This window comes from Cohnella sp. GCM10012308, assembly GCF_042649185.1.
Classification (GTDB): Bacteria; Bacillota; Bacilli; order Paenibacillales; family Paenibacillaceae; genus Cohnella.
In genome coordinates this window covers 1-12,516 of sequence record NZ_JBHRYU010000010.1, presented here as the reverse complement: position 1 = coordinate 12,516, position 12,516 = coordinate 1, and the positions used below count along the sequence as shown (strand labels likewise).

Sequence of the window (12,516 nt, the reverse complement as noted above, 5' to 3'; positions counted from 1 at the left end):
TCCGAATTCGCCCTGGCGAATTTCGGAAGCTTCTTTCATAATTTGCGTATGACGCTCGTGTTCATCGCTGCGGCGCGGCCGATTTGATCTCGACGTCGATATCGCCGCGGGTCGCTCTGGAGTAAGGACATACTTGATGCGCTTCGTCGGCCAGCTGCTGAGCCTGGGCCGCATCGACGCCGGGGATGGACACGTTAAGCGTGACGGAAAGTCTAAAATCCGCGCCGTCCCCTTTGAACAGGGATACCTCGGCAGCTACCTCAGAGCCTTCCGTCTCGATTCCTTTATTTTTGGCGATCAGCTTCAGCGCGCTGTGAAAGCAGGCTGCGTAACCTGCAGCGAACAATTGCTCGGGATTCGTCGCGCTGTCGGCGGAAGCCGACGGCTGGGACAGCTTTAAGTTGAGCTTCCCGTCGGACGATTTGACGAAGCCTTCGCGGCCGCCTCTCGAAGTCACTTGTGCCGTGTAGATTTTGTTCATTTTCACATCGCTCCTTTAATGGTTAATGACGGCTCAGACGGAAACGGTCGAAGCGGTTCGCTCGAACCTGACCGGCATCGGAACGGGGGACGGGCGGCCGAACAGATAGCCCTGCATGAGCGGTACGCCCGCCTCCCGCAGATAGCGCCATTCTTCCTCGCGCTCGACGCCCTCGGCCAGCACGACGCCGTGGAAGCGGGAAGCCCGCTCCAGCACATCCTCGATCCGGCGCTGCTTGTCCGCATCGCCGTCGCAGCCCGCGACCCACTTGCGGTCAAGCTTGATGTAGTCCGGCTGCAGCTGCTCCATCGCTTCGACCGTGGCGAATTCATCGCCCAAATCGTCCATCGCAAGGCGGATGCCCATGTTGCGGTATGCCGCAAACACTTTATTAAGATGCTTTACATCGTCCAAGCGCTCCGTCTCCACGACCTCGAACACGAAGTCGGCCGGATCCATGCCGCTCATAATGATGCGCTCGAAGGTTTGCTGCAGGCATTGGTCCGGGCGGTAGATCGAAGACGGCAAAAAGTTGATGAACTTCTTGACGCCTGCCGGCAACTGCCGCGAAGCGACCCGGATGGCGCTATTCCGCGCCTCGCGGTCGAGAAAGGAGTGCAAGCCGGCTTCGCGAGCCGCCTCAAACAGCTCCGACGGCCGGAACGGCGGCTGTTCGGGCAGCGGACGCAGCAGCATTTCATAGCCGATGGGCTTGCCGCTTAATTGCACGATAGGCTGCATATAGCTTGAAAATCGCCGGTTCGCGATATAATCGACGACGCGATGGGAACCGAACCCGGTTAGCAACCTCGCCGCTTGTACCCATCCGTCGCTCTCGTCCGTCCCCGACGGTTCTGAAGGTTCTTCGTAGAAAATTCTGCATTCCACCGATTGCTTCTGCGCGTCCGTCAGTTTGCGGTCCGCGGCGTTAAGCAACTGAAGGAGCTGCTGGTATTGGTCGTATCGGACGCTCCAATAGCCCGCTTCTCCCGGAGGACCGAGCAATTCCGTCAACGTCCGGACAGCGCCTGCATCGCCGTCCGCTTTAAATTCGACGTAGCCGCTGTCGCGCAGCGGCGCCTGCCGTTCGAAGGCTTGACGAGTCAACATCAAGACAACCTCCCTATTTTTATAAATGCGATTAACTCCCGACTACCCGCCTATTCGATCTAAGTATTTCCCCGATTATCGCTCTTATGAAACAATTCGGAATGCCCGCGCGCATTGAGTTCCCCCGGCATGTCCGATATAATAATGAGAATTGAAAGGGTATTGAAGCAAAGGAGAGAAACGGCCTATGAGCATCACCACGAAGGACGTCGAACATGTCGCCAACCTGGCGCGCTTGACGCTTACCGACGATGAAAAAGAGCAATTTACAGGACAATTGAACGCCATCCTTAAATATGCCGAAAAGCTGAACGAGCTCGACACGGCCGGCGTCGAACCGACAAGCCACGTTTTGCCGCTCTCGAACGTTATGCGCGAAGACGCGCCCAAGGCTTCTCTGCCGATCGAAAAGGTGCTGCGCAACGCGCCGGAAGCCGAAGACGATCAATTCAAGGTTCCGGCCGTACTGGAATAGAACAACTCCGAGGAGGAAGCTGCATTGTCGCTGTTTAACCTGAGATTGTCCGAAGTGCACGACAGGCTTCATCATAGAGACTTATCCGTTCAGGAGCTCGTCGAGGCTTCCGTCGCCCGGATTTCCGAGACGGACGCGAAGGTCGGCGCGTTTCTGACGCTGAACGAAGAGGGCGCGCTTGCCCAGGCCAAAGCGATGGATGCCTCCGGCGAGACCGAACGAGGGCTTCTTTACGGTCTGCCCGCCGGGATCAAAGATAATATCGTCACCGAGGGACTCCGCACGACTTGCGCGAGCCAATTCCTGTCCAACTACGATCCGATCTACGACGCGACGGTCGTTGAGAAGCTGAAGGCTGCTCAGTCCGTCACGATCGGCAAGCTGAATATGGACGAATTCGCCATGGGCGGCTCCAACGAAAACTCTTCGTTCCAGCTGACGCGCAACCCATGGGACTTGGATCGCGTGCCCGGCGGTTCAAGCGGCGGCTCCGCGGCTTCCGTGGCAGCCGGTCAGGTTTATTTCTCTCTCGGCTCCGATACCGGCGGCTCGATTCGTCAACCCGCGGCTTATTGCGGCATCGTCGGCCTGAAGCCCACTTACGGGCTCGTCTCTCGTTACGGCCTGGTCGCGTTCGCGTCGTCGCTCGACCAGATCGGGCCGCTGACCAAGAACGTTGAGGATTCGGCGTACGTCCTGCAGGCAATCGCAGGCCACGACAAGCGCGACACGACGTCGGCCAACGTCGAGATTCCCGATTATACGGCAGCGCTGACCGGCGACATTAAGGGACTTCGCATCGGCGTCGCCAAGGAATACCTCGGCGAAGGCATCGATCCGCAGGTCAAGGCGCGCGTAATGGAGGCGCTCAAGACATTTGAATCCCTCGGCGCCATATGGGAAGAAGTGTCGCTGCCGCATACCGATTATGCGATCGCTACTTATTATCTGCTGGCTTCGTCCGAAGCATCCTCGAACCTCGCCCGGTTCGACGGCGTCCGATACGGCGTCAGGGCGGAGGATCCCGCCAATCTGTTGGATCTTTACAAGAAGTCCCGCAGCGAAGGCTTCGGCCCCGAAGTCAAGCGGCGGATCATGCTGGGCACGTACGCGCTCAGCTCCGGCTATTACGATGCTTACTATAAAAAAGCTCAGCAGGTTCGCACGCTCATCAAGCGCGATTTCGACCAAGCGTTCGAGCGGTTCGACCTCATCGTTGGACCGACGGCGCCTACGACGGCATTCCGCATCGGCGAGCAGGTCGGCGATCCGCTTACGATGTACCTCAACGATATCTGCACCATTCCGGTAAGCCTTGCGGGCGTGCCGGCGATCAGCGTCCCCTGCGGTCTGGCGGACGGCCTGCCCGTCGGTCTTCAGATCATCGGCAAGCCGTTCGACGAGTCGACCGTGCTGCGCGCGGCCCACGCCTTCGAAGGCATGACACAATTCCACAAGCTGCGCCCGGCGCTCTAATAGGAGGAACAACCACTCATGTCCACCGTATCCCCATACGAGACGGTCGTCGGCCTCGAAGTGCACGTGGAGCTGCACACGAAGACGAAGATCTTCTGCGGCTGCGAGACCTCGTTCGGGGCGTCGCCCAACAGCCATACATGCCCCGTGTGTCTTGGCCATCCGGGCGTGCTCCCCGTACTGAACCGCCAGGCGGTCGAATACGCGATGAAGGCCGCTATGGCCATCAACTGCGAGATCGCCGATTGGTGCAAGTTCGACCGCAAAAACTATTTTTATCCCGATTCCCCCAAAGCTTATCAGATCTCCCAATACGACGAGCCGATCGGCTCGAACGGCTGGATCGACATCGAGGTCAATGGGCAGACGAAGCGGATCGGCATCACCCGACTGCACTTGGAGGAGGATGCGGGCAAGCTGACGCATATGGACGGCGGCCTCGGCTCGCTCGTCGACCTCAACCGCGTCGGCACGCCGCTCGTCGAGATCGTCTCAGAGCCGGACATCCGCTCGCCCGAAGAGGCGAAGGCATACTTGGAAAAGCTGAAGGCGATCATGCAATATTGCGACGTGTCCGACGTCAAGATGGAGGAAGGGAGCCTGCGGTGCGACGCCAACGTCAGCATCCGCCCTTGGGACCAGGCGGAGTTCGGCACGCGCGCCGAGCTCAAGAACATGAATTCGTTCCGGGGCGTGCAGCGCGGCCTCGAGTACGAGGTCATGCGCCAGTCGGACGTGCTGGACAGCGGCGGCAAGGTCGTGCAGGAGACGCGTCGCTGGGACGAGTCGCAGGGCAAGACGTTCAGCATGCGCTCCAAGGAAGAAGCGCACGACTATCGTTACTTCCCGGATCCGGACCTTGTGCGGGTGCAGATCGACGCGGACTGGAAAGATCGCGTGCGGGCTTCCATTCCCGAGCTTCCGGACGCGCGCCAATCGCGTTATACGCAGGAGTACGGACTGCCGTCTTACGACGCCGGCGTCATTACGTCGTCGATGAAGCTGGCCGACTTCTTCGAAGAATCGCTTAAATATACCGACGATGCCAAAGCGTCGGCGAACTGGATCATGGGCGATCTGCTCGGCTACTTGAATGCGAACAATCTGGAGATCCAGCAGGTGCCGATCACGGGCCAAGGACTAGGCGAGATGATTCAGCTCATCGCCAAGGGCACGATCAGCTCAAAGATCGCCAAGACCGTCTTCAAGGCGATGCTGGAATCGGGCAAGCTGCCGCAGCAGATCGTCGAAGAGCAAGGGCTCGTGCAGATTAGCGACGAAGGCGCCATCCTGGCGATCGTCGACCGGATCGTCGAAGCCAACCCGCAATCGGTCGAGGATTTCCGCGGCGGCAAGGACAAGGCCATCGGCTTCCTCGTCGGGCAGATCATGAAGGAGACGAAGGGCAAGGCCAACCCGGGCCTTGTCAACAAACTGCTCATGGATCGTTTGAAGAATTCATAAGAATGGCTAGAGGAGGCGGCATACCCGACAGCAGGGAGGCCGCCTCTTTTTAAAGTCTTCATGAGGAGCTGGAGCGATGCCAACGATTGAGCGGCTGGACTTGACCAGCCTGGACAATGCCAGCGATCTCTGGCGTCTTCAGCATGCCGCTTACCGGATCGAGGCCGAGCTGATCGGCGTGCCCGACCTGCCTCCCCTGCACGACACGACCGCCTCCCTGCAAGCGTCGGAGGAGACGTTCTGGGGGTGCAGAGACGAGGACGGGGAACTGATCGGAGCGATCGCGGCGGAGCTTGCCAAGGACGGCTCAGGCGTCATCAGCCGGATGATGGTGAATCCGGACCATTTGCGCCAAGGAATCGCAGGAGCGCTAATCTCGCATATGATGCAAGCATGGAATGAAGTGAGGGCATGGGAAGTCACGGCCGAGGCGCGCAACCTTCCCGCAATCGCGCTGTACGAGCGCCACGGTTTTCAGGCGGCGGATACCTTCCATCCCCGCGAAGATATTACAATGATCACCATGAAGCTGCGGGCCAAGACCTAAGTCGGGCATCCCTCCCCGACGGGAAGCCGTTGCCGCTGCAGGCGATCCGCAAGTAAAATGTGACTTATAAGGCGTGATACTTACTTGGACAATCCATGGGTTATCGATGATTGGCATCTGATGCTTCGTCTCCTGCTGTCCGTGCTGCTCGGCGCCTTGATCGGCTACGAGCGCGAGCGCAAAAATCATGCTGCAGGCTTGCGGACGCATACGCTCGTCAGCTTGGGTTCCTGCTTGATCATGCTGCTCTCGATTTACGGCTTCTCCGAATTTACCGGTCAGTACGGCGTGAACCGAGACCCGGCGCGGCTTGCCGCGCAGGCGATCACGGGTATCGGCTTTCTGGGCGCCGGCACGATTTTGTTCACGGGCAAATCGATCAAAGGCTTGACGACGGCCGCATCGCTGTGGGTCGTCATGGCGATCGGGCTTGCAGTGGGAGCCGGCTTCTACTTGGGCGCATCGTTTACGGTTTTTTTGGCGCTTGCCGTGCTGTGGGGGCTGAACGTCGTCGAAAAGCGCTACGTCGCCCATCCCAGAGAGTTCGTGTTCACCATGGCGGCGCAAGCCGACCGGGAGCTCACGGAGCCGATTCGTATGCTGCTGGAGACGAAGGAAGCCAAGCTGATCAAGGTTCAATTCGACGAGAGTGCGTTTGAGGTCAGAGGAGAGAGCAGTATCCGGATCCGATTGACGATTCGGCTCGGCGATCCGCTGCAGGCGGTATCACTCGCGGAGCAGCTGCGCAGGCTCGAGGGCATCCGGACCGTGTCCGCGGAGTAGCGCCAAAATTGATGTCGGGGGATGAATGATGAATAACGAGAACAATGATTGGCAGCAGCCGCAGGGACAGCCGTCCGATGCCTCGCAGGGTCCCTCCGGGGAGACAGTCTGGACCGATTCGGGCACGCTGCCGTATCCGCCCGGCTACGACCAAGGCGCAGCGTCTTCGGCACGCAAAAAGAAGAGCAAGTTCCTGGCGGGATTATTCGCATTTATTTTTCCGGGAACCGGCTACATGTACTTGGGCCTTATGGGAAAAGGCGTCATGATGATGCTGCTTCTCGCGCTCAACATTTGCGGTGTCGTCTTCGTTGTCCAGGAGATGGAGGGGAACGTGCTGACTGTCGTGCTCGTTAGCCTGCTCCTGCCGATCATCTACTTGTACAATCTGTTCGATACGCTGCAGAGCGCCGAAGCCGTGAACGAGCGGATCGCCTCGGGCGGTTACCCCTACCGTCAGCCGCCGTTCGGCTGGGACGGGCGTCCAGCTTCGCGTGCCGAAGGCGAATCGCGCGCTTTTCCCGCGCTAAGTCTCGTGCTGCTGGCTGCAGGTGCGGCGATCCTGCTCGGCTCCTCGAACATTCGCTGGCTGTTCCATTCGGCAGGAGCGATGATCGGCGCAATCGTATTGATCGGAGCCGGCGCTGCGCTCTGGTTATGGGAAAATCGCGGCCAACAGGGCCGCAAATCTTAAATTTTAAGCAGAGCCGTCACGATCGTGGCGGCCTTTGCCATTGACAGCGCCTTTTTAAACCGCTTAAAATATAGTTTAACCCGAAGGAAAGGCTGTGAGGAGCATGGAAACCCGGATCTATCATGCCGTGGACCAGCTCAAATCCGGAGGCGTCCGGATGACGCCGCAGCGGTACGCGATTTTAAAGTACTTGATGGAGTCTACCTCTCATCCGACGGCCGACGATATTTTCAAGTCGTTGTCCCCGGCCTATCCCAGTTTGAGCGTAGCTACCGTTTATAACAATCTGAAGCTGTTCGTCGACGCCGGATTGATCCGGGAGTTGACTTACGGCGACGATTCCAGCCGATTCGATGCGGACTTGTCCGATCATTATCATGCCATTTGTACCGGATGCGGTGCGATGGTCGATTTCGATCACGATCCGGTCGTAGAGGTCGAACGTGCGGCAGCGGAGCGTACGGGGTTTCTCGTGCAAGGACACCGTATGGAGATTTATGGCCTGTGTCCTTCTTGCCGTGGGCTGGTATCCTGACTTTTCTATCAACTTGACGAATACGTGCATAGATCGCGCCGGGCATCCGGCGCGTTTGTCATATCGCGGGAAAATATTGGTCGAAACCTCCGAAGCCTTTCTTTCGTCCTTTTATAGAATAGAAATAGGAGAGTGAGAGATTGCAGACGACGATGATAGGCGGACGCGGCAGACGGCGTAGAAAATGGACGCCGATTTTAGGCCTCTTGCTGCTGTTTTGCCTTTCCGCCGCCGCGGCGGCGTTCGCATGGTGGTCATCCCAACCGAACCGGGATCACGAGAAGCCCGATTATATGGCTCAGTCGCATCCGATCATGAGCAAGGGTGATTGGACCGGCGATTACGCGTTGGGCGAAGGAGAAGGATTATGGATTCCGCTTCCGCTCGCCAAGGAGTTGATTGGAGACGGCGTGCGGTATGAGACAGAGACCGAGTCCGTTATACTGACCTCGGATACGAGCGTGCTTCATTTTACGACGGGCAAGCTGAGCGCGACGCTCAATGCAAAGCCTTTTAATATGAGCTTCGGCGCCAAAAAAGCGGAAGATGGGACGCTTTATCTCCCGTTCGCGCCGCTCCAGCAGCTTTTCGGATTAACGGCAGTGACGGATGCAAGTACGGGCATCGTTACCCTTAACCAGCCGGGGCTGGCGATTCAGAAAGGCGAAGTGCCGGCGGAAGGCAAGGGCGCCAAACTGCGCAGCGGCGCGGGCAAGTCGAATCCGATCGTGGAGGATTTGCAGGCCGGCCAGCGCGTTATCGTATGGGGAGAGGAAGCGGGCTGGTATCGCGTCCAGTCCGCCGCCGGCTACCTTGGCTATGCGAGCAAGCGCGACATTGCGCTGATTGGCGTAGAAGAGACGGCCTCCGGCGCAGTCACCGAACAGGGAGAGCCGTACGTGCCGTGGAAGGTGACAGGCAAGCGAATTAATCTGACGTGGGACGCCATTTATAATGTAATGCCGGATCCGGCCAAAATCGGGGACTGGAGCGGCGTCAATGTCGTGAGTCCGAGCTGGTTTTCACTGACGGACGGCAAAGGCAACATTCGCAGCAAGGCCGATGCGGCATATTCCGCTTGGGCGCGCAACAAAGGCATGCAGGTATGGGCCATGTTCGGCAACTCGTTCGAACCCGATATTACGCATGAAGCGCTTTCCTCCTTTGCGACCCGCAATTTAATGATTCAGCAATTGATCGCATACGCGCGAACCTTCAGAGTACAGGGCATCAATCTGGATTTCGAAAACGTCTATACCAAAGATAAAGACAATTTGATTCAATTCGTCCGCGAGCTCACGCCTATTATGCATGAACAGGGCTTGTCCGTTTCGATCGACGTAACGCCAAAGTCCAATAGCGAGATGTGGTCGGCATACCTGGACCGTGGACGCCTTGCCGCTGCTGTCGACTATTTAATTCTCATGGCTTACGACGAGCATTGGGCGGCAAGCCCGGTGTCAGGCTCCGTCGCGTCGCTGTCGTGGACGGAAAATGCGATTACAAAAATTTTAAAGGAAGATGGCGTAGCTCCGGACCAACTGATTTTGGGCGTTCCGTTCTATACGAGGGTATGGACTGAAAAGACGGATGATCAAGGAAAGGTCGAAGTTTCGTCCAAAGCGATCGGCATGGACGCCGCGCAACAGCTTATTAAGGACAACAAATTAACGCCTGCGTTATCCGAAGAGACGGGGCAGCACTACGTCGAGTTTAAAACCAACGGCGTATTGCAGCGCATCTGGCTCGAAGACGAAGCTTCGATTCAAGCAAGAGTTCAGCTCATCAAAAAGTATAAGCTGGCGGGCGTAGCTTCCTGGAACCGCGCATTTGCCTCGAACGGCATTTGGAGCTTGCTTGATAAGGCACTTCAGAGTTATCCGTAAATGTATGCGAGACGTTTTATTGCAACAGAAAGGCGCTTGCCGCGAATGCGGCGAAGCGCCCTTTTTTATACCGTCGTCGGAGTGGATTCGTGTTCCTTAGCGATCGAAGCGTTCGTCGCTTGCGAGGCATCCCACGTTAGAATCGTGTGGCAATACATGCAACGGTCGGTTTTGCCGAGCATTTTCGTGCGTTTGCCGCATTCCGGGCACTCGATAACCGGTGCGCTCGTCGATAACATTCCGACCCAGAAATAGATGAACATGCTCGCTCCGCAAGTGAGAATGCCGATGACCATAAAGATCGCGGCGATGATCTTCCCGACTTGTCCGAACAGGATGATGCCGCTTGTCCCGAGAACCATGAGCCCCATCCCGCCGAGCACCAGCAGCAAGCCCCAAGTACGCATCGTCGATATTTTGCTGGCCTTCATTTTCATTGCCCGATTGCCCCCATGATCTTAATTCGCCTGTCGGCAGGAAACTTGCGCCCGGCGTAGAATTAAAATTAATTATCAAGCTTTTCCTCGAATAGAGTTATCTCATTATAGCCTACAAATAGCAGGCAAGCCACTTCAAAGCCTGACTACGGTGGTGAAAATTCTTGAAGCGTCTCGAAGACACCAATCTATTTTATACGGCACTGTTCGGCTCGGACGAGCGGCTTTGCGGGCTTCTGCTCGTGAAGAACCTCGAAGGCTCCCCTTCCTTTATCGACGGAATGGATCGATTGATCCTTGCTTTGTACGACGACGGGTACATCGAAGGCAAAGCGTCCGCTGAACACTGGAAGTGGGGAGATATGACGATACTGGTACGAAGGTCTACGCCCGAGCGGATGAGCGCCTGGATTGCGGGCGCAGCGCATTGGCAGCCGTTCTTTCAATGGCTGAACAACGGCGAAGTGCTGCTCGACAGGGACGGCTACCTCGCCAACACGAGGAACAAGCTCGACCGGTGGCCCGAACAACTGCGCGAGAGACGTCTTATCAGCGAGTATTCGCGATTTTTGGGCGCCTATTTGCAGGCCAAGCAGAACTTGAAGGATCAACACGCGATGGATGCGTATACGAATATATTGGCGGCGCTTAATCATTGGGCTCACATCGCTGTTATTGAAGAGACGCTTCACCCCGAGCCGAGCTTGTGGGAACAGGTAAGACGCGTGAATCCGGGAATATTTAAGCTTTATGACGAATTGACCTCGAGCGGAGAAACGATGGAGCAACGGGTGAATCTGGTCATCCTTGCCGTAGAGTTTGCCGTTCTAACGAAAATGAAATCTTCGTCGTCGCTGCTGCTGCGCATTTTGCAGAGCCGTCCGGAGCCTTGGAGCCTATCCGAGCTGCAAAATCATCCGGCGCTCTCGGGTCTCCATCTGGAACTATCGCCATTGCTCCGCAAGCTTGCGCACAGAGGATACGTGGCGGAGATCGCGAGAGGGGTCAAGGAACACGGGCTCCATTTGCTCGATCTGCGTTATACCGCGTCGGGCTTCGAATAATCGCCATTTTCTGCGCGGAGTCCTCTTCGGAGGGCTCTTTTTAACGATAGGCGTATTTTAGAATACCGCGGCTTTTTGGCGTGCGCGTTCCTTCAATGACGATATCCCTTATTTCTTACAGCTTGCGGTACGGGGAGCGGGAAGCTATAATCATCTTTATTGATAACGATTATCATTATCGGAATTTGAGGAGCGATTATAGATGTCTCGAAACCCATCCCCTATGGAACATTTGCTATTTCACCAGTCCGCGGTTCGAACGCTGGACGATCGCAAGCTGCTCATTTCTCCTGCAGGCCGGGGGCTTTGGAGGTCTTCCGAAGAGGGTGGATGGGAAGCGTTCATGGAAGGCATACCGTCAAAGGTGCACGTTAACCGTCTCGAGCCGGTTTTGGGTGGTCCGATCGTCGCCTGTACGAACCATGGACTATACAGTCTCAGCAGCGGCCGCTGGTCGGATATGCGACTGCCCTTTGTCTGTTATGCATACAAAGAAATCGGCAGCATCGGTTTTGCGGCGACGGAACGCGGGCTCTGGTGCAGAACCCAGAAGGGGTGGAAAAACATCGCATCCACCGAAAATCCGGTATACGACTTGTTTGCTACACCTCATTTTATTTTTCTGGCTCTGCCTTGGGGAATTGCCATGTACGATCGCTTAACCTGCGCCTGGGAGCAGTTTTCGCTTAAGACGTCGATCGTGCGATTGGCTGCGATGGATGGCGCGCTCCTTGGAATCGCGGAGAGCGGAGAGATCGCATTAGGGGATCTTAAAGGCGGTTTCGATAAGATTCGCATGCCCGGCATTTTTGCGTTTAATGCAATTCGACTAGGGCAGAGCCTTTACTTCTGCACGGATCGCGGCTTGTACAGGGCGGCCAAGATTCGCGGTCAATTCTCGCTTGTATCCGTATCGCTGGGGTGTCCGGTGACCGATGCAGATATGAGGGAAGGGCAGCTGCACATGGCTACGCTTAACGAGGGCATTCAGACCATTCCGTGGAATTAAAACAAAGCTCGAAAAAAATCGAGAATTGCTGTTGACGAGGCCTGTACATCTGTGATAAATTAGTTCTCGCCGCCTTCGACAGAAGGATACGGCGAACGGCAGCAAAAAAGAAAATGACGAGCGGTTGAAAAAAAGTGCTTGCATTGAACTGGGCTGCTGTGATATATTATAAAAGTCGCCGCTGAGAGGTCGCCAAGAAAGAGGCCGAAAGCAAACGACATGATTGCTCCTTGAAAACTGAACATCGAGCGTTAAAACAAACGGACGCTGAAGCCTTTCGGAGCTGAAGCAAAAGTTATACCAGCATTGAATTGAGCAAGTCGAACTACCCTTTATGGAGAGTTTGATCCTGGCTCAGGACGAACGCTGGCGGCGTGCCTAATACATGCAAGTCGAGCGGATTTAGTTTGTAGCTTGCTACATACTGAGTTAGCGGCGGACGGGTGAGTAACACGTAGGCAACCTGCCCTGAAGACCGGGATAACATTCGGAAACGAATGCTAAGACCGGATAGGCAACGAGATCGCATGGTCTTGTTGAGAAACACGGTGCAAG

At 56.4% G+C, this 12,516-nt stretch carries 13 protein-coding genes and 1 rRNA gene; 11 read left to right on the top strand and 3 right to left on the bottom strand.

What is annotated here, in order from left to right:
- Positions 1 to 61: 61 nt before the first annotated feature.
- On the bottom strand, positions 62 to 481 hold the full coding sequence (locus ACFOTD_RS13555; RefSeq protein ID WP_378119547.1) for an organic hydroperoxide resistance protein: 420 nt from the start codon (positions 479 to 481) through the stop codon (positions 62 to 64).
- Positions 482 to 514: 33 nt separating this feature from the next.
- Positions 515 to 1,591, bottom strand: a complete 1,077-nt coding sequence (locus ACFOTD_RS13550) for an EAL domain-containing protein (RefSeq protein ID WP_378119545.1) — start codon at positions 1,589 to 1,591, stop codon at positions 515 to 517.
- A 187-nt stretch (positions 1,592 to 1,778) separates the two neighbouring features.
- Between ACFOTD_RS13550 and gatC the strand changes: the two genes are divergently transcribed.
- From gatC to ACFOTD_RS13510, 8 genes are all read left to right on the top strand, one after another.
- The gene (gene gatC, locus ACFOTD_RS13545) at positions 1,779 to 2,066 is read left to right on the top strand and encodes an Asp-tRNA(Asn)/Glu-tRNA(Gln) amidotransferase subunit GatC (protein WP_378119543.1); all 288 of its coding nucleotides are present in this window, start codon (positions 1,779 to 1,781) and stop codon (positions 2,064 to 2,066) included.
- Between the two features lie 24 nt (positions 2,067 to 2,090).
- Positions 2,091 to 3,542, top strand: a complete 1,452-nt coding sequence (gene gatA, locus ACFOTD_RS13540) for an Asp-tRNA(Asn)/Glu-tRNA(Gln) amidotransferase subunit GatA (RefSeq protein ID WP_378119541.1) — start codon at positions 2,091 to 2,093, stop codon at positions 3,540 to 3,542.
- 18 nt (positions 3,543 to 3,560) lie between these two features.
- On the top strand, positions 3,561 to 5,006 hold the full coding sequence (gene gatB / locus ACFOTD_RS13535) for an Asp-tRNA(Asn)/Glu-tRNA(Gln) amidotransferase subunit GatB (RefSeq protein WP_378119539.1): 1,446 nt from the start codon (positions 3,561 to 3,563) through the stop codon (positions 5,004 to 5,006).
- Positions 5,007 to 5,082: 76 nt separating this feature from the next.
- Complete coding sequence (locus ACFOTD_RS13530) at positions 5,083 to 5,553, top strand: GNAT family N-acetyltransferase (RefSeq protein WP_378119537.1); 471 nt, start codon at positions 5,083 to 5,085, stop codon at positions 5,551 to 5,553.
- Between the two features lie 84 nt (positions 5,554 to 5,637).
- A complete protein-coding gene (locus ACFOTD_RS13525) occupies positions 5,638 to 6,336 on the top strand; it encodes an MgtC/SapB family protein (protein ID WP_378119535.1) in 699 nt (232 codons plus the stop codon).
- Positions 6,337 to 6,364: 28 nt separating this feature from the next.
- Positions 6,365 to 7,030: a hypothetical protein gene (locus ACFOTD_RS13520; protein WP_378119533.1), complete on the top strand. Its 666-nt coding sequence runs from the start codon at positions 6,365 to 6,367 to the stop codon at positions 7,028 to 7,030.
- Between the two features lie 103 nt (positions 7,031 to 7,133).
- Complete coding sequence (locus ACFOTD_RS13515; protein WP_282910295.1) at positions 7,134 to 7,565, top strand: Fur family transcriptional regulator; 432 nt, start codon at positions 7,134 to 7,136, stop codon at positions 7,563 to 7,565.
- Between the two features lie 140 nt (positions 7,566 to 7,705).
- A complete protein-coding gene (locus ACFOTD_RS13510; protein ID WP_378119531.1) occupies positions 7,706 to 9,451 on the top strand; it encodes a glycosyl hydrolase family 18 protein in 1,746 nt (581 codons plus the stop codon).
- 65 nt (positions 9,452 to 9,516) lie between these two features.
- Here ACFOTD_RS13510 and ACFOTD_RS13505 read toward each other — a convergent pair whose 3' ends face one another.
- Positions 9,517 to 9,888 (bottom strand): DUF2614 family zinc ribbon-containing protein, encoded by a 372-nt coding sequence (locus ACFOTD_RS13505; protein ID WP_378119529.1) that lies wholly within the window; start codon positions 9,886 to 9,888, stop codon positions 9,517 to 9,519.
- Positions 9,889 to 10,052: 164 nt separating this feature from the next.
- Here ACFOTD_RS13505 and ACFOTD_RS13500 point away from each other — a divergent pair, with 164 nt between their 5' ends.
- The 3 genes from ACFOTD_RS13500 to ACFOTD_RS13490 form a co-directional block, all read left to right on the top strand.
- Positions 10,053 to 10,952, top strand: a complete 900-nt coding sequence (locus tag ACFOTD_RS13500; protein WP_378119528.1) for a nucleotidyltransferase-like protein — start codon at positions 10,053 to 10,055, stop codon at positions 10,950 to 10,952.
- Between the two features lie 202 nt (positions 10,953 to 11,154).
- Positions 11,155 to 11,961 carry a hypothetical protein gene (locus tag ACFOTD_RS13495; protein WP_378119526.1) on the top strand — a complete coding sequence of 269 codons (807 nt, stop codon included), beginning with the start codon at positions 11,155 to 11,157 and terminating at the stop codon, positions 11,959 to 11,961.
- 331 nt (positions 11,962 to 12,292) lie between these two features.
- A 16S ribosomal RNA gene (locus ACFOTD_RS13490) occupies positions 12,293 to 12,516 on the top strand; the annotation flags it as partial.